Genomic DNA, 20548 nt, shown 5'->3' on the forward strand with positions numbered 1-20548 from the left:
ATGAAAAAATGAACGAAAAAGTACTTGATACATTAGAATATAACAGAGTGAAGCAGTTGCTGGGTCAATTTCTAACCACTGAAAATGGATCAAGAGAATTAAAACAATTAAGGCCCAGTAGTGATTATGATGTAGTCTCTCACTCATTGGATGAGTCAGATGACGGCTCACATATTTATCGCCTAAACAAAATGATCCCAGTTCCTAGGTTAAATGACATTACTCCATACGTGAAACGATTAGCGGTTAATGCCGATTTAAACGGTACTGAGTTGGCTCAAGTTAGTGCGGTTTTACTTGCAAGTGTGCGGGTTAAAACTTTCTTTGATAATTTAGCGGATGATAAAATTGATTTGAACGTTTTGTACGATGAAGCCAAGAACTTTAATGATCTTCCGGAAGTTTCAAAACGACTTGAGACGTCAATTGACGAAGATGGACGAGTGTTAGATTCGGCATCTAATCAGTTGCGTTCCATTAGAAGAGAAATCGCACGCTTAGAAGTTAACATCAAAACTACCATGAATAAGTTTATCCATGGTAAACAATCGAAATATTTGAGTGAGCCAATCATCACGGTTCGAGATGGTCGTTATGTTATTCCAGTTAAGGCAGAAGACAAACAAAAATTTGGTGGAATCGTTCATGATCAAAGTACAAGTGGATTGACTTTGTACATTGAACCTCAAAGTGTAGTTTCATCTAATAACGATCTGAGAAGATCACAACTAGATGAGCGCAAAGAGATTCATAAAATTTTGGGTGAATTATCCGACATGATTAGACCTTATCAAGAGGAACTCATGGAAAATGCTTCTAAATTAGGCCATTTTGACTTGATCAATGCTAAAGCCAAGTTTGCAGATCAGATGAATGCAACTAAGCCAAGTGTTTCAAGGGATAATCATGTTAATTTAAAAAATGTCAGGCATCCGTTAATTGACCAGCAAAAGGTTGTTGGAAATGATATTTCAATTGGATCTGATTTTCGACAAATTATTATTACTGGTCCGAACACGGGTGGTAAGACGATTACCATCAAAACGCTTGGGATAAATCAGTTAATGGCCCAATCTGGAATTTTTGTAATGGCAAATGAAGGTAGTCAAATTGGTGTTTTTGATAATGTGTTTGCTGACATTGGGGATGAACAGTCGATTGAGGCTAATCTTAGTACCTTCTCGTCTCATATGGATAATTTGATTGACATTTTAAAACACATTACTAAGAGAAGCTTAATTTTAATTGATGAACTAGGTGCTGGAACGGATCCTAAAGAAGGAGCGGCATTAGCTATGTCGATTCTAGATAAAATCGGTGAATCAGGTAGTGAAGTGTTGGCTACCACTCATTACCCAGAACTGAAAGTTTATGGATACAATCGGCCAGAAACGATCAACGCCTCAATGGAATTTGATGAGAAGACCCTTGAGCCAACCTATCGACTATTGATGGGGGTTCCAGGACAAAGTAATGCTTTAAACATTGCTAAGCGACTGGGATTGGATGAGTCGATCATTTCTGAAGCTAGTTCACTAATGGATTCTAATAGTCAAGATATTAATAAAATGATTAAGCAACTAACAAAACAGACTAAAGCTGCCGATGAACGTGCCCGTAAACTCAAGGTGGAACTGGCAGATAATGAACAATTGCACGCTAGGTTAGACGAGCAACTCACTAAGTTTAATAATAATAAAGATACGATGGTTAATGATGCCAAGCGTCAGGCCAATCAAATTGTTTCAAAAACAAGACGAGAAGCTAACGAAATTATTAATCATCTTCATCACCTTCAACGTCAAAGTAAACAATCAGTCAAAGAAAATGAATTAATTGATGCTAAGGGAAAGATCAATTCTCTTGAACAGCATCCAGAACTTAAACATAATCGTGTTTTGAAACGAGAAAAAGCAAAGCATAACTTTAGAGAGGGTGATGACGTACTGGTTAAGTCTTATGGGCAAAGGGGTGTTCTGCTTAATAAGATTGGTAGAGATAATTGGGAAGTGCAACTTGGAATTTTAAAGATGAAAGTTTCCGAGTCTGACCTTGAAAAGGTTCAAAAAGAGACTTCAAAGCCGAAAAAGCACACGCCTAGTGTGCGGCGAACGCGTTCAAGTGGGATTTCACCAACCCTTGATTTACGTGGTGAAAGATATGAATCAGCCATGCAACAACTAGATCGTTACATTGATTCCGCTCTTTTGGCTGGTTATCCGTCCGTTACCATTATTCATGGGAAAGGAACCGGAGCTCTACGTAAGGGAGTCATAAATTATCTAAAACGCAATCGCCGCGTTAAGGAATTTGGTTTTTCACCAGCAAATGCTGGTGGGGACGGCTCAACTGTCGTCAAGTTTAAGTAGATTGTATGCAACTTAGTTGCATTTGAATCAATACGTGTTTATACTTACTCATAGTAAGAAGTTAAGGAGGCAAATGTTATGGTTAATGAAACTAATGATGCAAACTTTAAAGAAGACACTGCCGATGGGATTTCAGTTGTTGATTTTTGGGCACCATGGTGTGGCCCATGTAAGATGCAATCACCAGTAGTTGAAGACTTGTCTGAGGATCCTGAGGTAGCAGATAAGGTTAAATTCTTTAAAATGAATGTTGATGATAATCCAAACACTTCACGTGAATTTGGGATTATGAGTATTCCAACTTTGATGGTGCTTAAGGATGGCAAGGTTATCGACCAAATTGTCGGCTTTCATTCAAAGGATCAGTTAAAGAAATTGTTGTCTGCATATACAGCATAAAAAAAGAGCCAAATGGCTCTTTTTTATTTTGCGATGATAATTGGTTTAAAATCACTAGGATTGTTGACCGGAGCATTGGGATCAGAAACAACTATAAAGTTCACACTGTTTAATTTAATGGTTGCTTCGCATTCGGTTGCGATTTGATCGATCTGCTGTTTCGTTTGTGCTAAAAAGCCAGCTTCAAGCATAAAATCGGGATCCTTGTTCAGCTTTAATCTGGTTTCGACTTCTGGTCCAGCTAATTTCCAGTTGATTTTTTTGAGACTTTCCTTTTTAAGTTCTAGATTACCAAACTGACTTTGTTTAAAGAATACTTGAAGATCATCATTTGATGCTAGTGGGAACTTAGTGGCAAGATCCTTGCCAGCCCAGTATAAGATGTCGTGAATATCTTGATCCAACAAATCTGGTAAAAGACTATCTCTTAAAAGTTCGATTCCCCAAAAGGGTGAATCAGAATGTTCTTTGCGAAACTTTTCGTATTTATTCATATCAGAGTCCTCTTCCAAAAAGATACTTTACAAATAACATTTTATCATAGAACACCGTGAAATAAAGGAGAAAGGCAACTTGAACTAAATTTAAAAAAACGCCATAATTAGATTTGAAGTTAATAGGAGGGATAATATGAAATCATCACCAGTAGCTTATATGGATTCTGGAATTGGTGGAATGACAGTTGCAAAAGTGGCACTTTCAAAATTACCACATGAAAACATGATTTATCTTGGAGACGAAGCACGACTTCCTTACGGCGAAAAAACCGCAGATGAGGTTCGCAAGTACTCAGCTGAGATCGGGAGTTTTTTTGTTGATCAAGGCGCTAAGATGATGGTGATTGCTTGTAATACTGCCACGGCAGCAGCTCTTTCGTATTTAAGAAAGATCCTTCCAATTCCCGTGATTGGAGTTATTGAACCGGGAAGCTTAGCTGCAGTTAAAAAAACTAAAAATCAAAAAATTGGTGTGATTGCAACCAAGGGCACGGTTACTAGTCACTCTTATCGAGATACCATTAAAGGCATTGATTCTAATATCACTGTGAAAGAAGTGGCGTGTCCAGATTTTATTCCACTTGTTGAGAGTGGTGATTATCAAAGTTCGACTGCTAAGAAAACGATTATTGACGGTTTGAAACCGTTTAAGGATAGTGGCATTGATACATTAGTGTTAGGTTGTACTCACTTTCCAATTATTGCGGACTTAATTGCGGATGTAATGGGCCCCGATGTTACTTTGGTTAATCCTGGATACGAAACGGTTAATGCTGTTAAAAATGAATTAAAGCAAAAGGGTGAACTAGCAAACGTGAAATCGCCTAGTGATCGTTTTTACACCACTGCCGATGTTGAAAGATTTGATAAAGTGGGTAAAAACTGGTTGCATACTGATATTGATGCTAAGTTGATTCCTGTTAAACAATTGGAGAAATACTGATGAAAAATAATCAAATTGTTCTTGCCTCAAAAAATCCTGGTAAAATCAATGAGTTTTCGGAGATGCTTTCAAAATTAGGCTTAACCGTGAAGTCAATTAATGATTTTGAAGATGTTCCACCGATTGATGAGAATGGTTCAACCTTTGAAGAGAATGCAAGTATTAAAGCCAGGGTCGTCTCTGACTACTTAAATTTGCCGGTGTTAGCTGATGATTCAGGTTTGGTGGTTAATGCTTTAGGTGGAGCGCCCGGAGTTCACTCAGCGCGTTATGCTGGCGATCATAATGATGAGGCTAATAAAGCTAAATTGTTAAAGAACATGGCGGGTCAAAAGGATCGTTCCGCCCATTTTAATACAACACTGATTGTGAGAAGACCGGATGGTAAACAACTAGTGGTTGTGGGAAGAGTTAACGGTCAGATTGTAGAAACTCCAAAAGGGACAAATGGATTTGGTTATGATCCTCTCTTTTATCTTCCTGACGTTGGTAAAACTTTGGCGGAGTTAACGGACGCCCAAAAGAATCACTACAGCGCTCGTGGCAATGCTTTGCGTAAGTTAACTAGTGTAATTGAAGATTGGTGGTAAAAAAGAGCCTATCACGATTAGTGATAGGCTCTTTTTTAGTTTGTGCTTTGTGGTGGTTCTGGCACCACTAAAGGTGAAAGTGGAAGATTAATTCCGGCCTTATTAATAGCAGTCAGGTATGCTCCTAGATATTCAGCGTTAACGTCGAATTCACGTTCATTCTTAGTGTGTAAGAAAACGGAGATTGCAAGCGAGCCATCTTGTAAGAAGTTAGTCCCGAAGATGACTGGTTTACCAACAATGTCAGGGTCATTGGGACACTTTTCTTCGTTAACTTTAGCAATGATATCTTCGACCTTGTGGATTGGGGTTTCAGGAGTAATTCGAATATTGATGATGGTCATCATTTCTCCACGGGAAAGGTTGGAAACGGTGGTGATACTACGATTAGGGATGAAATTTAAAGTTCCATTGATACTTGTGATTTGAGTCGTGCGAAGCCCAACGGCTTTAACGTACCCCTCAATATTGTTAATAATAACGCGTTCCCCCACGTCGATTTGATGTTCAGCTAGGATAAAAAAGCCACTAACAATATCACTGACGAATCCTTGTGCTCCAAGTCCAATTGCTAAACTGAAGATTCCGGCTCCTGCGAGTAACGTTCCAACTGGGATTCCAATCATTGACAATAGTGAATATAACCAGAAGAAAACGACGGTGTAGTAGTAAATGTTGGTGGTAAGGGTGTACATCGTTTTATTTCGTCTGGCAGCAATGGGTTCTGACGTTCCGGTTATTTTGGGCAATTTATCCTGTTTTTGCGAGATATCATTTTGACGTTTGTTAAAATAGTGTTTAATAAATCTTCTTCCAACTCTTATTATAATTAAGAATAAAATTGAAACTAAGATAATGCTGATAATCTTGGTAGTAAGATTAGAGAATATTTTAGCCCAGTCAAAACTTCTAAAATACTTAGTTAAAAACGATGGATTTGCTACGTTTTCAACGGATCCTGATTTAAGGGCTGATGAAGCGTTAGCTCCGTTAGCCACTAATTGGATAAATATGTTCATAATGTCCTCCGCTCCTAATTTTTCGATTATCAACATTTTAACAGAGACGAGACCCAAATAAAATTAAGCTTTTTAAATTGTCATATGGGTTAGATAATGCTATTCTAAATGGAGAAGAAGCCATTAGGAGGATAATTAAATGGGGATTGGTGAGTTAGCAGCGCTAATTGCTGCAATTGCTTTTTTAGTATTAGTTGTATTTTTATGCTTGTTTTTGGTCCGTTTATCAAAAACGGTTAAAGACTTAAGTGAAAATGTTGATAGTCTTACTAATGATGCAAATCATATTAGCAAAGAGTGTGAGCAGATTATGGTGATTTCAAATACATTGTTAAATAACGTTAACTCAAAGTTGGATCAAGTCGACCCAGTTTTTCAGGCGGCTGCTGATTTAGGTGTTAGTGTTTCAGACTTAAATGAAGCAACCAGAACTGCAACTGAAAAAGTTAGATCAAAGAGTGGTTTGTTAGCCAAGACTTCGGCTTTGACTTTTGCTGGTAAAATGATTGGTAGATTATTCTCCAAACGCGACAAAAATTCTGAAGGAACAAATTAAGGGGTGGATTGGTTATGAATTTTAAAAAGGGAATGCTTTTAGGATCAGTAATCGGCGGAACTGCTGCATTTGTAGCATACAAACTATTAGATGAATCGAGAAAGCGTGAGATCAAAGACTTTCTTCTTGATACCACTGAAGATGTTAAAGATCGTGCACTAGATTACGTTTATTACGCAAATGACACTGCTGAAGACCTTAAGGATCTTGCTTCAGATAAGATGGATGATGCTAAAGACTCAGTGCAAAAAGTAAATGAATCACTGGGGGATAAGTTATCTGATTTGCAAGAGGCTGTTAATTCATTAAGGGCGAACGTTGATGAACATCCTGCTCCTAGAAATGAATTAGATGATCTTGCTAAAGAAAAAGAATCTGATGACATTGTGATTGATCCTGATGATGCCTTTAGTGATCAAGATCGAGCAGAAACAATTTATCCAATTCACGAACATCACGAAAAGTAATTTATTTACCCAAATCGGACGGTAGTCCGGTTTTTTTTGCCTCAAAATGTAACCGATTTCACTTGAATGAGTTCTTTTACTTTGATATATTTATAATAATTAATGGTCTAGTAGTACATAATAGGAGAAGCCAAATTTGAAAAAACAAAATGTGACAATTTATGATGTAGCTCGTGAAGCCAATGTTTCAATGGCAACTGTCTCAAGGGTAGTAAATGGGAATCAGAATGTGAAAGATGCTACCAAACAAAAGGTTTTGAGTGTCATTGATAAACTTGACTATCGACCTAACGCAGTTGCTAGGGGACTAGCAAGTAAAAAGTCAACGACGGTTGGAGTTATTATCCCCAACGTTACCAATACCTATTTTGCTTCGCTTGCACGCGGGATTGACGATATAGCAACGATGTATAAGTACAATATTATCTTGACTAATTCGGATGGGAACAATCAGCGTGAACTTACTTCAATGAATACATTGCAAGCCAAGCAAGTTGATGGAATTGTATTTATGGGAAATGAAATTTCTGATGAACTTCGGACTGAATTTAAAAAGTCACACGCCCCAGTTGTTTTGGCAGGTTCAGTTGATGCTAGTGGTAAGATTCCTAGTGTGAACATTGATTATCGCCAAGCCGTGTATTCCGAGGTTACCCATTTGATTAGTAACGGGAACGATCGTATTGCTTTTATCTCCGGACCCTTAAACCGGTCGATTAATAAAGATTTTAGGTTAAAAGGGTATAAAGACGCGCTTTCAGATGCTGGAATTCCGTTTGAGAAAGCATTATTATTTGAGACCGATGTAAGCTATTCTGGTGGATATGCTTTAAGAGAGCAACTAAAAAAGAATGAAGTAACTGCGGCAATTGTTACCGATGATGATATGGCTGCTGGGGTGATGAACTCAATGACCGATGACGGTGTCAGTGTTCCCGGGGAATTTGAACTGGCCACTAGTAATGATACTAAACTGACTGAGATGACTAGACCAACTATGTCAACTATTACTCAGCCGCTTTATGATGTTGGAGCTGTTGCCATGCGACTCTTAACCAAGTTGATGAATAATGAAGAAATTGATGAAAACAAGGTCTTTTTACCCTTTGGATTAAAGAAGCGTGAATCGACCAAATAGAACTATGCTTGATACTAGGGCCACTAATTGATATAATTGTAGAGTTAATATGTTTAAAAGAGAGGAGTTGTGATCATGTCAGGACATTCAAAGTGGCATAACATTCAAGGACGAAAGAACGCCCAAGATGCTAAGCGTGGAAAGATTTTCCAGAAGATCTCACGTAACTTATATCAAGCTGCAAAAGCTGGTGGAAGTGATCCCGAAGGAAATCCTCAATTAAGACTAGAAATGGAAAAAGCTCGTGAAGCAAACATGCCAAAAGATAACGTTCAACGAGCAATTGACAAGGCTTCAGGAGTTGGTGGAGCTAAATTTGAAGAAGTAACATATGAAGGTTATGGACCTGGTGGGACTGCCGTTATGGTTTCTGCTTTAACCGATAATAAAAACCGAACCGCTGCTGCTATTCGTTCAGCCTTCACTCACCATGGTGGTTCCCTTGGAACTGACGGATCGGTCTCATATATGTTTGACCGAAAGGGTCTTATTACGATTTCAAAGTCAGATACTGATGACGACGAGGATAGTATGTTGATGGCAGCGTTGGATGCTGGTGCTGATGATATGAAATCAACGGATGATGAGTATCAAATTCTTACTGATCCTGCTAGCATGGCTAGTGTTCGTGATGCATTACAAGATGCAGGATATAAATTGGATGCCGAAGTTAAGTTGATTCCACAGAATACGACAGAAGTTCCTTCAGATAAAGTTGAACAGTACAGTGGTCTAATTGATGAATTAGAAGATAACGATGATGTTCAAGATGTTTATGAAGCTGCCGTATTACCTAATCAAGCTAAATAATTAAATTAGTTTATAAAAGATGCAATCTTTAATTAGATTGCATCTTTTTTTCGTATTTAGTTATGAAGGATGTGATTAAAGTGAAAGTGACACAATGGTTGAACAATATTATGGAATTTGCAGTTCAACGACAAGCTTCGGATGTTTTTATTTTACCTAAGGAAAAAGACTATTGTATCAAGGTTCATACGGCTGTTCGGACGATTCAAATTACGGATTTGAGCAAAGACATGGCTAAAAAAGTCATTTCATATTGTAAATATCAAAGTGGGATGTCGGTTACGGATAATCGCAGGCCCCAATTAGGATCGATGGATTATGCAATCAAAGGTCAAAAATTACGTTTACGATTGTCATCGGTGGGTAATTTCAGTCAAGATGAATCAATGGTAATTAGGATTATCTATGACAGTAATCATGTCGATAGTGGCTTTTTTTATGCTGATCAAATTCAAAAGATCGAGTCTTCCTGTAAAAAACGTGGTTTACTTTTGTTTGCTGGTCCTACTGGTTCTGGTAAGACGACCACGATTTATCGAATCGTTAGAAGCATTAGTAAAAATCAGATCGTGATGACAATTGAAGATCCAGTTGAAATTTATGAAGAAAATTTTTTACAACTTGAGGTTAATGATCGGGCCCAAATGACTTACGCTGATTTACTTAAAGTGGGATTAAGACAACGTCCTGATGTTTTTATAATTGGTGAGATTCGTGATCATCAAACGGCCGAAGTGGCAATCTCAGCGGCTCTATCGGGACATTTAGTGCTAAGCACAGTTCATGCAAGGTCTCCTGAAGGAACAATTCAAAGATTGCTAGAGCTCGGACTTGATTATGAAAGAATCAAATCAGCTTTGAATTTAGTGGTGTATCAACGATTAATACCAACCGTTTCAAAGAAGACTAAGACTCTTATGACTATTAAAGATAAATTTGGTGATCATGCGCTATTAAAAGACGATATGAATGATTGGAAGAATCGAATTGATGAGCTTTCGAGGAAAGGAATAATTAGTGAAAAAGTTAAAGATGAATACTATTACGGGTAAATGTGTTTCCCTTAAACAACAGTCATTCTTGTTCTCAACCTTGGGAGACCTTTTATCGATGGGATTTTCTATCCGACAGAGCTTGAAGTTTATTAAAGTGGTGTCAACAAAAAATCAGAAAATAGTTACTAGGATCATGCAAAGTTTGGAGGACGGAAATTCGCTGCCAGAATCGATGAGATTCTTTTTGAGTGAATCAATTTATTACCAATTAGAAATTGCCGATAAACATGGAGATTTGATTAATGAGATGAAAGGGGTCGGGGAGTTCTTAAAGTTAAGAATTGCTCAAGATGAAAAGATTAAGGGAGTGGTAATTTATCCAGCATTTTTGTTTGTGGTTTTGTTTAGTATTATTTTTGCAGTTAGGTTTTTGATTATGCCCCAAACTGCTGATTTAACCGGTAAATCAGCTTCTAATGGAAGTCATTTTATTCAATATGTCGTTTATGGATTAATATTCATGGCGCTTGTGGCGGGAATTTTTGGTTATCAAAGTTTTAAAAATAAAAAGTGTATTGATCGAATTAATTTGTTGGTAAAGATCCCATTACTTGGTTCATTGTTTAAGTCATATTACCAATATTTTGTGACCTCCAACTTTGCGCTAATGATCAAAGGAGGATTGGACTTAAAACAAGTTGTTTTTAGTTTATTAAAATTTGATCATCAGAGTCTTCTATATGATGTTGGGAAGACTATGCAAGATGGTTTTAACAATGGACTTAGTTTTGGAGCAAGTTTAGCTCATTATTCCTTTGTTTCTGAGGAAATGATTGTGTTTCTATCAAATGGAAGTACTCAGTCTGAATTAGCCCAAAATTTAAAAGCTTTAAGTCAGCTCAGCTTTAAAGACATGATCAGAAAGTCGAATTTACTGATTAAGTTAATCCAGCCGATTTCATTTGCGGTGATCGGCATCCTAATTGTGGGTGCTTACTTGCAGATGTTACTGCCAATGTATAACTCAATGAAAGGAATTTACTAATGAAGAGAAAAGGATTCACACTAATTGAAATGACAATTGTTTTATTCATTATCTCGCTACTGGTTCTAATTATTATTCCAAACTTAAGCAATCAAAAGGATCACGCCAAAAAAATTCATGGATCGGCGATGGTGTCGGTTATTCAAACTCAAATCGATGCTTATGAAGACGAAAAGCATGACGGAAATGTAACCATTAACAAGTTAGTTAGAAGCCATTATTTAACGAGTAAGCAGGCTAAACAAGCTCAAGTGGAAAGAGTGGTCGTAGTAAAAAATCATGCCGTTCAAAGATAATCAAGAGGGTTTTACGTTAGTGGAAAGTCTCCTCGTTTTGTTTGTAACATCCCTTATTTTAGGGATCACCTTGGTTGCCGGGAACTATTTGGGATTTTTTGAGGGTAAAGAGGAACGCTTTTTTCAAACTTTAGATTCAGGGTGGAACGACGCGTTACTAGAGTCACAGAATAGTCATCATTCAACGGACGTATTGTTTTATCCAGATGATGAAGTGGTGTTTGCTAAGTGTGGCAAATCGAAACAAAAGGATAAGATAATTAGGATGCCAAAGGGATTAAGCGTTAAAAGTTACCATGATATTGAGATCAAAAGTGATGGATACGTTAAACCGCAAACAATTCGATGGTATTCGCAGAACCAAAGGAAAACGATTTTACAAAAAATTCAACTTGGATGGGGTGCATATCATCTTGAGACTATTAAGTAAAATTAGATTAGGGTTCACGTTGATTGACTCTTTAGTTGGTCTAATTCTGATTTGTAGTGGTGTGATCTTTTATTTAAACGTTAATGATTTTGAATATCATTGCTTAAGAAAAAGTCAGTATGAAACACATCAGGTTAGGATGAATTATGAACGTGAATTACTTAAAAAATATAAATGATCGAGCCGGCTTTTCGTTGATTGAGTCCATTTGTTCACTTTTGTTGGTCTCGTTAGCATTTAGCTTGATTATGATTACTAGTCAATTAATTCAAAAGGAAAAGTGGAGTGATAATCAGGGAACCTTTTATCGTTATCTTGATGTGATTGAGTCACCTGATTATCAGTTTAAGATGATTAAAGTCACTAAAGATGCCATTAAATTAAAGAGTAAGAAGGAAAATAAGGAATATATAATGGAACATTATCATGACATGGTTCGATTGCGTGGAGTAAATGGTGGACATATTCCAATCATATTAAACGTTAGTAAGGCATCTTGGTCATTACATCATCATATATTAACTAGTCAAATTAGAATTAATGGGGTCAATTATGAAGCCAAAAGTCACCTGTAAGAGAAGCGGGAGTTTAACGTTAGTTGCAATTTTGTTTTTAACTTTTTTGTCTGGAATAGTTGTTTATCGTTACCAAAAGATTAATTTTCAAATTCAAAATAATCATATTCGAACCGCAAAATATCAAAGACTAACGAAAGAATTGAATAATTCTAATAGATAAATGAGAAATCTTGAATAATATGCGTGAATTCTGGTAATATTAACCCTAGATATATAAGAAGAGGGGTTGATATTCTGTCTAAGAAAGAATCAATATCATTGTTTCAAGTTTTTGATCAATCCAGTAAAGTCTTGAGTCAGGCGTTAGGTACTTCGTATCTAGACGCTTTCATCGAAACCGCCGATAATATGATTGATAACAATACCGTTCGGGTCGAGGATGGTATTCCAAAACCAAACGTTGTTGATGAACTGACTAAGTTGTATCAAACGGTTGACTATAAAAAGATGGATAATGAATCGATTAGACGTGCTATTCAAATGGTTATGATCAAAGCTACTAAAGAAGATAAGATTCAGGCAAATCATCAAATAACTCCTGATACAATCGCTTACATCATGGGATACATAGTTACGCGGATTTATGAACACAAGTCTAGCGTGAGCATCCTTGATCCAGCAGTTGGAACTGGGAATTTACTTACAGCGGTCATGAATCAGCTACACGATTCACTTCACGATACTGTTAAGGGATATGGAATCGATAATGATGATTCAATGATTTCAATTGCTAGTATTAGTTCTGAAATGCAAGATTTGGATGTTGAACTAATTCAGCAGGATAGTATTGAACATCTGTTGGTTCCTAAGGTTGATTTAGTTGTCTCTGATCTCCCAGTTGGTTATTATCCAATTGATGAAAAGACAAAAGGGTATGCGACGCGGTCACAATCTGGTCATTCATATGTTCATCATTTATTGATTGAGCAGTCAATGAATTACTTAAAGCCTGCTGGATTTGGAGTGTTCCTAGTTCCAAGCAATCTTTTTGAAACGAGTGAAGCAAAGGGACTTTTGAAGTGGTTTCAAGATTCGGTTTATTTACAGGGAGTACTGAATTTACCCCAAGAGTTGTTTGGGGATAAAAGTGCTCAAAAAGCCATTTTAATTTTGCAGAATCGTGGTGGAGATAGTCACCAAGTTCAAAAAGTGATGTTAGGAGAGTTTCCTTCGTTTAAGGATACGACTGCCTTTCAAAAGTTCATGGCGGAGATTGTTGATTGGGAAGAAAACGATTTATTGAAGAAATAGTTGAAATTAAGGAGATTACTCATGGGTAAGATTATTGCAATTAATGCTGGTAGTTCGACTTTAAAGTTTAAGTTGTTTAAAATGCCAGAAGAAGAAGTTCTTGGAGAAGGTTTAATTGAAAGGATTGGCTTACCAAAATCACATGTTGAAATTAAATATGATGATGGGAAGAAATTTGAGGAAACATTAGATGTTAAGGATCATGAACAAGCAATCCAAATTTTGTTAGATCAATTACTCGATCTTGATATTATCAACGACTATAACGAAATTACCGGAGTTGGACATCGAGTCGTTGCTGGTGGAGAATATTTCGATCAATCGGTAATCATTACTCCTGAAGTTCTCAAAAAGATCGAAAGTTTGGATGAATTGGCACCCTTGCATGAGCCAGCCAATGTTTTAGGAATTAAGGCATTTGAAAAGGTGCTTCCAAACGTGACTAGCGTTGCCGTCTTTGATACATCATTTCATCAAACCATCCCCGAGAAAAATTATCTGTACAGTCTTCCTTATGAGTACTACGAAAAATATACGGCTCGTAAATATGGATTCCACGGGATTAGTTATCGCTATGTCTCTCAAAGAGCAGCTGAGTTAATGGGTAAACCCGTAGAAGATTTAAAGATGATTATCATGCATTTAGGTGCGGGTGCCTCAATCTGTGCCGTTAAGAACGGTAAGTCCTATGACACATCGATGGGATTTACCCCAGTTACTGGTTTAACCATGGCTACGCGTTCAGGTGATGTTGATCCTTCTCTTTTGGCCTATGTTATGGAAAAAGAAGGAATGACAGATATCAACGATATGATTAAAGTCTTAAATACTAAGTCTGGATTACTTGGTATTTCGGGCGTCTCTGCTGATATGCGTGAGGTTGAGGCTGCTCAAAAGACTAATCATCGTGCTAGAATTGCTCGGCAGATCTATGTTAATCGAATTGTTAGATACATTGGATCCTACCTAGCTGAACTTGGTGGTGCTGATGCAATCGTGTTCACTGCTGGAGTTGGTGAAAATAGTATTACCGTTAGACAAGAAGTTACTGACCAATTGTCATACTTCGGGATTGGCGTTGATAAAGAAAAGAACAATGTGCGTGGGGTGGTTAGAGATTTGAGTGCTGATGGCTCAAAGATTAAGACCCTTTTGGTACCAACCAACGAAGAATTGATGATTGCCCTTGATGTTCAGCGACTTGAAAAGGAAAAGAAAGCAAGTAAATAACCTAAAAGAAATCTTGGTAAATCCAAGATTTCTTTTTTATGTCATTGATTTAACCTTTTTTGAAATTTTGGTAGTTTTTCTTACAAAATATCTGTATAATTTCCATAAAAAGTAGCAAACAGCTTCACGTATCCGTGTATAATGTAGGCATACGTAAAGAAAGGATGTTTTTGTTGGAAAAAAATACAAATAATGAAAACCAAATGTCACGTGGACTTAAAAGTCGTCACGTTCAATTAATGGCACTAGGCGGGACCATTGGAACCGGATTGTTTTTAGGAGCTGGTCAATCAATTCATTTGGCTGGTCCATCCATTATCATTGCATATATAATTGCTGGAGTTGCTTGCTTTTTCTTAATGAGAGCACTTGGTGAATTACTACTTTCAAATACGAATAGTGTTTCGTTCATTGAATTTATTAATAAGTACCTAGGAGAAAGAACTGGTTTTGTGGCAGGCTGGACCTACTGGTTTTGCTGGATTGCCATTGCAATGGCAGAAGTAACCGCTGCTGGTCTATACATGAAGTTTTGGTTTCCTGACCTGCCACAGTGGGTAACTGCTGCTTTCTTAATTTTGATTTTATTCTTGTTGAACTCAATTACCGTGTCTGCTTTTGGTGAAACTGAATTCTGGTTTGCATTGATTAAAGTGGTGGCCATTGTGGCGTTAATCATTATTGGAATTGTTTTGGTTTTGATGCATTACAAGACAAGTGTTGGTTATGCACAGGTGTCTAATTTGTATTCTGATGGATTTTTTGCCCATGGTGCATCTGGATTTGTCCTTTCTTTTCAAATGGTTCTTTTTAGTTTTGCAGGAATTGAAATGATTGGGATGACTGCTTCAGAGACCCAAGATCCTCAGAGAATCATTCCTAAATGTATTAATGAAGTCCCAACTAGAATCATTATTTTTTATGTTGGTTCGTTATTGGCTCTAATGTGTATTTTTCCTTGGCAGTACATTTCAGCAAATTCGAGTCCTTTTGTCCAAGTGTTTTCAAACATTGGAGTTAAGTCAGCAGCTGCTATTATTAATTTCGTGGTCTTGACCGCTGCAGCCTCTTCTTGTAATAGTGCTATTTTTACTACCGGTAGAATGTTATTTTCTCTAACCGACAAGAGCCAAAATAAATTTGCAAAGAAGCTTGGAACGCTTTCAAAAAGGCACATTCCTGCAAATGCAATTTTGTTTTCAACGATTGTGATTGCTATTTCAGTGTTGTTAAACATTTTGATGCCAGACGGTGTTTTTGAATTAGTTTCAAGTATCGCTACCACTTGTTTCTTGTTTGTTTGGTCTTTAATTGTTATTACACACTATGAATATCGTAAGTCACTTAACCAAGAACAGACAAACAAACTTACCTTCAAGATGCCATTTTTCCCATATTCTGACTTTTTTGTTGTTGGATTTATGGTCTTCGTTGCTTTTGTTTTAATTTTCAAAATGCAAACATTGATCGCATTGATTGGATCGGTTGTTTGGCTTCTTGTTCTATATGGATTTAAAGTTTTAAATGATAAAAGAAGAGAAAACAAAGAAGTCGATGATTAAAGTCATCGACTTTTTGATTATAGTTATTGATGGATGTTAAAATAGAAATTAGCGATAGTTACAGAAAACATTTTGAGGAAGTAATTTTATGGATGATAAAGTAGCAATTCTGCATACCAATGATCTTCATTCTCATTTTGAAAATTGGCCCAAGATCAGAAGGTTTATGAAACTAAGAACAAAACAATTGGAAAAGCAGGGTTATCGAGTGTTTAAAGTTGATGACGGTGACGCCATTGACCGATCAAACGCGCTGACTGATGCTACTTCTGGTAAGGCCAACATTGAATTGATGAATTCAGTTGGTTATGATGCTGCCACAATTGGAAATAATGAAGCACTAACAATGTCACATGACGAACTGGCGCATCTTTATGATGATGCCAATTTTCCCGTTGTTTTGGATAATGTGATTGATGAAAGAACTGGTCAACTTCCAAAATGGGCGATCCCGTATCGTGATTTTAAGCTAAAAAATGATGTTCGGGTCCGTTTTATGGGCTTAACGGCACCTTATCCCACGTACCAATACATGGATTGGAATTCACTTCCAATTAAAAGTACTATTGAGCGTTGCTTGAATGATTGGAAGGGGCAATATGACGTTCTGATTTTGCTTTCCCACTTAGGGATTAGCAATGATCGAAGAATTGCGAAAGTATTTCCTGATATCAATATTATCGTTGGGGGTCACACTCATCATTTGTTAGTTCATGGTGAAATGGTTAATCAAACCATGTTAACCGCAGCTGAGAAATGGGGCCACTACGTCGGTGAAATTACTTTTGACGTTAACGCTGAAAAAAGAGTAGAGAACGTTAAGGCACGTGTATATAAAACGTCTGAAATGGAAACCGATGTGCAAGATGCAGAGGAGATTGAGCGTCTTGAAGATCGCGGTGAGAGAATTTTAGCAAGTAGTAAGGTTGCTGACATTCCTCATACAATGACAACGTCACTAACTGATGATAATGAACTGGTTGACTTGGGACTAAAGGCCATTGAAGCTAAAACTGGGACGACTGCTGCCGTTTTGAACACGGGTTTGTTTTTAGGTGATTTAAAAAAGGGAATTGTTGACAAAAACGAACTCCATAAATTATTACCACATTCAATTCACGTTATGAAAAGTCAATTTTATGGTTATAACTTGTGGGAAATGGTTATGGAAATGGAAAAGAACAAGGACTTTTTAGTTCGTTTTGAGCAAAAAGGAATGGGTTTTCGGGGAAAATATTTTGGAAGGCTCATTTATGATGGGATTCGATACGACACTAATAAAAAGCAGTTATTCTATCATAATCAACTAGTAGAACCCGATAAAAAATACACGATTGCTTTGATTGATCATTATAGTTTTATTCCGTTTTTCCCGGCGATTAGTATTGTGGGTAAAAATAACATTTTTTATGGTGAAACTTTGCGGGATGTTTTTGGTGATTATCTAGCAAAGAAGTTTCCGATCGAGGGGAAGTAAAATGGATCACAACGAAATTGAGAGTTTGATTGAAACAAGGAATGATGAGAGAGATTCCTTGGCTACTATTAAGCAGGTTGATGAAACAACTTTAAGCATTAATGGCCACGTGTACGTTCTTGAAGCTAATATTAGAAATGCTTTTGATTTAGGTGAATTTGCCAATAAATTTAATCCCATTTTGACACGTTTTGATTACATTGTTGGTGACTGGGGATATAATCAGTTACGGCTAAAGGGTTTTTATGCTGACTTTAGAAATGTTAGTAAGGGTTTACGTCATGCGGCAATTCCAGATTATATTATTGAGGATGCCAATTTTGGTTCTAATTACTTTGTCTTACACAATTTGGAAGCCGAAAAGGAAAAGAATCAAAGCCATAAAACTAGTAGAAAAAGACAACGTGCTGGTGGAAAAAATAGAAAAGCAGGAACTGCAAGCAAGCATAATGCTAATCAGACGTCAAATAATAATTTTAAATCAAAACATTTTAGAGATGGCAAGCGTAGCTTTACCATTAGACAGAAATAGGTGAAATCTTGATGAAGAGTTATAAGGGATATTTAATTGATTTGGATGGAACCGTTTATCAAGGAAAAAAGCGAATCCCAGCGGCTAAGCGTTTTATTGAGAGACTCCAGAAAAATCACATTCCTTTTTTATTTGTTACGAATAATTCAACCAAGACTCCAAGTGAGGTGGTCCATAATTTGGCACTTAATCACGATATTCATGTTACAAATGACAACGTTTATACTTCGGGGATGGCTACAGCTGCTTTTGTTAGTGAGGATGCGAAGTCGCATGAAAATAAAGCCAGAACGGCGTACGTTATTGGAGAAAATGGATTAAAGGAATCCATGGAGAAAATGGGTTTCAATATTTTTACAGATAATCCAGAGTATGTAGTGGTTGGTCTTGATCGTGACTTGACGTATGAAAAATTAGCACGAGCAGTGCTGGGGATTGCCTACGGAGCTAAATTTGTTGGAACTAATCCAGATGCGAGAATTCCAAGCGAATATGGGATGCTGCCAAGTGCTGGTTCAATTATCGACTCAGTTCGGTATGCTTCAGGGGTTGAGCCGGTGATGATTGGCAAACCCAAGACCTTAATTGTTAGAAAAGCTTTAGATCAATTGAATTTAAGCAAAGCAGACGTAATCATGGTAGGCGATAATTATGACACTGATATTATGGCCGGCATTAACGATGGAGTAGATACTTTGCTGACTTATACTGGTGTGTCTACCAGGGAACAGGTAAAAAAGAAAGAAGTTCAACCTACTTATGAGGTAAATAGCTTAGATGAATGGAATACTTTATAGTTTGAAAGATTTAGTAGTATTTGTTTTAATACTACTTTTTTTAATAACATTTGCCGTTTTTTTTGTTATCAATGCTAGTTGGCTTTATTATGTTGCATTTTCCGTGTTGAATTTAACTAATCAATTTCATGTTTCAAGTGGATTATTAATGAGTAATTTTTATAAAATGATTGGTTTCATTCAGAATCCATTTGCGTCTAAATTAAGTTTGGACCAGTTTCCAATTTCGGCAAATGGAATGGTACATTTTAACAATGTAAGAGCGTTGGTATTAACTAATAATTTGGTATTGTTAATTGTATCCATGGTTTTACTTGTCATTATGATTCGTTTCCTTTACTTTAAGAAGTTATGGAAGTTTCAGTTGCTTTCAGAGATGACGATTTTATTTATAATTTTTTTTGGAGTCTTTTGTGTTTTGGATTTTCAAGATGTTTTTATTTATTTCCATGATGTTCTTTTTAGAAATCAGGATTGGGTTTTTACGCCAAAGAAAGATCCAATCATTAACGTATTGCCGAATCAATATTTTTTAATGTGCTTTTTGTTGTTTTTTTTAATTATTCTTTTGGGATTATCTTTTATAATTTGGATTGGTAAAAGACAACTAAAAAAAGAGTCTGTCTAGAAGATTAAGATCTAATAGACAGGCTCTTTTTGTTTGAAACCTATTTCGATGTAGAAATCTTGCTTTTTAGATATCCAATTAAAGCTGGAATTAGTGAAATTACGATAATCAAAATGATTACTAGTGAAAAGTGTTCTTGAACGAATGGAATATTTCCGAAGAAATACCCAGCTCCACAACAAATCAGTACCCAACTGATACAAGCAATGAGGTTGTATTTAAGGAATTTTTTATAGCTGAAATCTGTGCCAGCGGCTACAAATGGGGCAAAGGTTCTGATAATTGGCATGAATCTAGCCAAAAAGATGGCAATTGCACCGTATTTATCGAAGAATTCACGTGCACGAGTTAGATCTTCTTCCTTGATAAATTTACCAAAAAAGTGGTGTTCAGTTAGTGCGTTTCCAACTTTTCTTCCAATAAAGAAGTTAAGGGAGTCTCCACCGGCAGATGCTAAGAAGAAGATAATGATGAATATCCAGATACTAAGATGATAATTGGAGTTAGCAGATAGGGCAGCGGCTGCAAATAAAAGTGAATCTCCAGGAAGGAAAGGTAAAATGACCGCTCCAGTTTCAATAAATATGATTGCAAATAAGATTAAGTATGTCCAATCGCCAAACATGTTTACGATCGTGATTAAGTGATGATCAATGTGTAATATAAAGTCAATTAAAAATTTAAAAAAATCCATGTTTTTCCTCTTTTTATATAAGTCATTAACTATTTAAGTGTATCAATAAAATGAGGATTTTTGAATTTAATTTTTTCTTATTTAAATTAATTTGGGTTTATTTAAAAAAAGTATTGACGTTAACTGTGATAGATAGTATAGTATTAGTTGTCGTCAAGTGCGGCATATCAATTTGGTTAAAATTAGTCAAACTTTTCTATTGACAATAAATTAACCACATGGTATATTATTATATGCGGCGTTGA

At 36.5% G+C, this 20548-nt stretch carries 23 protein-coding genes; 20 read left to right on the top strand and 3 right to left on the bottom strand.

The annotated features are described in order from the left end of the window. Positions 1-8 precede the first annotated feature (8 nt). Together AC6UD6_RS06390 and trxA are read left to right on the top strand one after the other, a co-directional pair. Entirely contained in the window at positions 9-2369 is a 2361-nt protein-coding gene (locus tag AC6UD6_RS06390) for an endonuclease MutS2 (protein ID WP_500696093.1), read from the top strand. A gap of 78 nt (positions 2370-2447) precedes the next feature. Further along, on the top strand, positions 2448-2768 hold the full coding sequence (trxA, locus tag AC6UD6_RS06395; protein WP_500694399.1) for a thioredoxin: 321 nt from the start codon (positions 2448-2450) through the stop codon (positions 2766-2768). A gap of 23 nt (positions 2769-2791) precedes the next feature. Here the strand turns inward: trxA and AC6UD6_RS06400 are convergent, their stop codons facing one another. Continuing rightward, positions 2792-3262, bottom strand: coding sequence for a YslB family protein (locus AC6UD6_RS06400; protein ID WP_500694400.1), 471 nt, complete (start codon positions 3260-3262; stop codon positions 2792-2794). Between the two features lie 136 nt (positions 3263-3398). On the opposite strand from AC6UD6_RS06400, the gene murI reads away from it, so the two are divergent. Continuing rightward, positions 3399-4208: a glutamate racemase gene (gene murI / locus AC6UD6_RS06405; RefSeq protein ID WP_500696094.1), complete on the top strand. Its 810-nt coding sequence runs from the start codon at positions 3399-3401 to the stop codon at positions 4206-4208. Continuing rightward, entirely contained in the window at positions 4208-4798 is a 591-nt protein-coding gene (locus AC6UD6_RS06410) for an XTP/dITP diphosphatase (RefSeq protein ID WP_500696095.1), read from the top strand. Before murI ends, AC6UD6_RS06410 begins: the two co-directional genes overlap by 1 nt. A 35-nt stretch (positions 4799-4833) precedes the next feature. On the opposite strand, the gene AC6UD6_RS06415 is transcribed toward AC6UD6_RS06410, so the two are convergent. Continuing rightward, complete coding sequence (locus tag AC6UD6_RS06415; RefSeq protein WP_500696097.1) at positions 4834-5817, bottom strand: mechanosensitive ion channel family protein; 984 nt, start codon at positions 5815-5817, stop codon at positions 4834-4836. 139 nt (positions 5818-5956) lie between these two features. On the opposite strand from AC6UD6_RS06415, the gene AC6UD6_RS06420 reads away from it, so the two are divergent. The 16 genes from AC6UD6_RS06420 to AC6UD6_RS06495 all read left to right on the top strand — a co-directional run bounded on the left by AC6UD6_RS06420 (position 5957) and on the right by AC6UD6_RS06495 (position 19609). Beyond that, complete coding sequence (locus AC6UD6_RS06420; RefSeq protein ID WP_500696098.1) at positions 5957-6373, top strand: DUF948 domain-containing protein; 417 nt, start codon at positions 5957-5959, stop codon at positions 6371-6373. 14 nt (positions 6374-6387) lie between these two features. Continuing rightward, positions 6388-6840, top strand: coding sequence for a YtxH domain-containing protein (locus AC6UD6_RS06425; RefSeq protein WP_500696099.1), 453 nt, complete (start codon positions 6388-6390; stop codon positions 6838-6840). A gap of 136 nt (positions 6841-6976) precedes the next feature. Beyond that, the gene (ccpA, locus tag AC6UD6_RS06430) at positions 6977-7978 is read left to right on the top strand and encodes a catabolite control protein A (protein ID WP_500694406.1); all 1002 of its coding nucleotides are present in this window, start codon (positions 6977-6979) and stop codon (positions 7976-7978) included. 75 nt (positions 7979-8053) lie between these two features. Continuing rightward, entirely contained in the window at positions 8054-8788 is a 735-nt protein-coding gene (locus AC6UD6_RS06435) for a YebC/PmpR family DNA-binding transcriptional regulator (protein ID WP_500694428.1), read from the top strand. 62 nt (positions 8789-8850) lie between these two features. Then, the gene (gene comGA, locus AC6UD6_RS06440) at positions 8851-9840 is read left to right on the top strand and encodes a competence type IV pilus ATPase ComGA (RefSeq protein ID WP_500696100.1); all 990 of its coding nucleotides are present in this window, start codon (positions 8851-8853) and stop codon (positions 9838-9840) included. Then, positions 9806-10828, top strand: coding sequence for a type II secretion system F family protein (locus AC6UD6_RS06445; RefSeq protein WP_500696101.1), 1023 nt, complete (start codon positions 9806-9808; stop codon positions 10826-10828). The genes comGA and AC6UD6_RS06445 overlap by 35 nt, the downstream gene beginning before the upstream one ends. Continuing rightward, entirely contained in the window at positions 10828-11124 is a 297-nt protein-coding gene (comGC, locus tag AC6UD6_RS06450; RefSeq protein ID WP_500696102.1) for a competence type IV pilus major pilin ComGC, read from the top strand. The genes AC6UD6_RS06445 and comGC overlap by 1 nt, the downstream gene beginning before the upstream one ends. After that, on the top strand, positions 11108-11554 hold the full coding sequence (locus AC6UD6_RS06455; RefSeq protein WP_500694409.1) for a prepilin-type N-terminal cleavage/methylation domain-containing protein: 447 nt from the start codon (positions 11108-11110) through the stop codon (positions 11552-11554). The genes comGC and AC6UD6_RS06455 overlap by 17 nt, the downstream gene beginning before the upstream one ends. A 146-nt stretch (positions 11555-11700) precedes the next feature. Then, positions 11701-12129 (top strand): competence type IV pilus minor pilin ComGF, encoded by a 429-nt coding sequence (locus AC6UD6_RS06460; protein WP_500696103.1) that lies wholly within the window; start codon positions 11701-11703, stop codon positions 12127-12129. Positions 12130-12390: 261 nt separating this feature from the next. Continuing rightward, positions 12391-13383: a class I SAM-dependent methyltransferase gene (locus AC6UD6_RS06465; RefSeq protein ID WP_500696114.1), complete on the top strand. Its 993-nt coding sequence runs from the start codon at positions 12391-12393 to the stop codon at positions 13381-13383. A gap of 21 nt (positions 13384-13404) precedes the next feature. Beyond that, complete coding sequence (locus tag AC6UD6_RS06470) at positions 13405-14613, top strand: acetate/propionate family kinase (RefSeq protein ID WP_500696104.1); 1209 nt, start codon at positions 13405-13407, stop codon at positions 14611-14613. Between the two features lie 164 nt (positions 14614-14777). Then, positions 14778-16175 (top strand): amino acid permease, encoded by a 1398-nt coding sequence (locus AC6UD6_RS06475; protein WP_500696105.1) that lies wholly within the window; start codon positions 14778-14780, stop codon positions 16173-16175. An 88-nt stretch (positions 16176-16263) separates the two neighbouring features. Further along, entirely contained in the window at positions 16264-17652 is a 1389-nt protein-coding gene (locus tag AC6UD6_RS06480; protein ID WP_500696106.1) for a bifunctional metallophosphatase/5'-nucleotidase, read from the top strand. A 1-nt stretch (position 17653) separates the two neighbouring features. Continuing rightward, positions 17654-18184, top strand: a complete 531-nt coding sequence (locus AC6UD6_RS06485) for a YutD family protein (RefSeq protein WP_500694414.1) — start codon at positions 17654-17656, stop codon at positions 18182-18184. An 11-nt stretch (positions 18185-18195) separates the two neighbouring features. Then, positions 18196-18981: a TIGR01457 family HAD-type hydrolase gene (locus AC6UD6_RS06490; RefSeq protein WP_500696107.1), complete on the top strand. Its 786-nt coding sequence runs from the start codon at positions 18196-18198 to the stop codon at positions 18979-18981. Position 18982: 1 nt separating this feature from the next. Next, the gene (locus AC6UD6_RS06495; RefSeq protein ID WP_500696108.1) at positions 18983-19609 is read left to right on the top strand and encodes a TIGR01906 family membrane protein; all 627 of its coding nucleotides are present in this window, start codon (positions 18983-18985) and stop codon (positions 19607-19609) included. A gap of 40 nt (positions 19610-19649) precedes the next feature. Here the strand turns inward: AC6UD6_RS06495 and AC6UD6_RS06500 are convergent, their stop codons facing one another. After that, a complete protein-coding gene (locus AC6UD6_RS06500) occupies positions 19650-20303 on the bottom strand; it encodes a VTT domain-containing protein (RefSeq protein ID WP_500694417.1) in 654 nt (217 codons plus the stop codon). Positions 20304-20548: the final 245 nt, after the last annotated feature.

This window comes from Fructilactobacillus sp. X8R2C1, from assembly GCF_059900955.1.

Excerpts from the sequence above, each read along its gene's own strand:
- AC6UD6_RS06425 (WP_500696099.1), top strand. The coding sequence starts at position 6,388 with ATGAATTTTAAAAAGGGAATGCTTTTAGGATCAGTAATCGGCGGAACT.
- AC6UD6_RS06470 (WP_500696104.1), top strand. The coding sequence starts at position 13,405 with ATGGGTAAGATTATTGCAATTAATGCTGGTAGTTCGACTTTAAAGTTT.
- AC6UD6_RS06475 (WP_500696105.1), top strand. The coding sequence starts at position 14,778 with ATGTTTTTGTTGGAAAAAAATACAAATAATGAAAACCAAATGTCACGT.
- AC6UD6_RS06415 (WP_500696097.1), bottom strand. The coding sequence starts at position 5,817 with ATGAACATATTTATCCAATTAGTGGCTAACGGAGCTAACGCTTCATCA.
- AC6UD6_RS06455 (WP_500694409.1), top strand. The coding sequence starts at position 11,108 with ATGCCGTTCAAAGATAATCAAGAGGGTTTTACGTTAGTGGAAAGTCTC.
- trxA (WP_500694399.1), top strand. The coding sequence starts at position 2,448 with ATGGTTAATGAAACTAATGATGCAAACTTTAAAGAAGACACTGCCGAT.
- AC6UD6_RS06420 (WP_500696098.1), top strand. The coding sequence starts at position 5,957 with ATGGGGATTGGTGAGTTAGCAGCGCTAATTGCTGCAATTGCTTTTTTA.
- AC6UD6_RS06490 (WP_500696107.1), top strand. The coding sequence starts at position 18,196 with ATGAAGAGTTATAAGGGATATTTAATTGATTTGGATGGAACCGTTTAT.
- AC6UD6_RS06460 (WP_500696103.1), top strand. The coding sequence starts at position 11,701 with ATGAACGTGAATTACTTAAAAAATATAAATGATCGAGCCGGCTTTTCG.
- comGA (WP_500696100.1), top strand. The coding sequence starts at position 8,851 with ATGAAGGATGTGATTAAAGTGAAAGTGACACAATGGTTGAACAATATT.
- AC6UD6_RS06485 (WP_500694414.1), top strand. The coding sequence starts at position 17,654 with ATGGATCACAACGAAATTGAGAGTTTGATTGAAACAAGGAATGATGAG.
- AC6UD6_RS06400 (WP_500694400.1), bottom strand. The coding sequence starts at position 3,262 with ATGAATAAATACGAAAAGTTTCGCAAAGAACATTCTGATTCACCCTTT.
- murI (WP_500696094.1), top strand. The coding sequence starts at position 3,399 with ATGAAATCATCACCAGTAGCTTATATGGATTCTGGAATTGGTGGAATG.
- AC6UD6_RS06410 (WP_500696095.1), top strand. The coding sequence starts at position 4,208 with ATGAAAAATAATCAAATTGTTCTTGCCTCAAAAAATCCTGGTAAAATC.
- AC6UD6_RS06390 (WP_500696093.1), top strand. The coding sequence starts at position 9 with ATGAACGAAAAAGTACTTGATACATTAGAATATAACAGAGTGAAGCAG.
- AC6UD6_RS06500 (WP_500694417.1), bottom strand. The coding sequence starts at position 20,303 with ATGGATTTTTTTAAATTTTTAATTGACTTTATATTACACATTGATCAT.
- AC6UD6_RS06435 (WP_500694428.1), top strand. The coding sequence starts at position 8,054 with ATGTCAGGACATTCAAAGTGGCATAACATTCAAGGACGAAAGAACGCC.
- AC6UD6_RS06480 (WP_500696106.1), top strand. The coding sequence starts at position 16,264 with ATGGATGATAAAGTAGCAATTCTGCATACCAATGATCTTCATTCTCAT.
- comGC (WP_500696102.1), top strand. The coding sequence starts at position 10,828 with ATGAAGAGAAAAGGATTCACACTAATTGAAATGACAATTGTTTTATTC.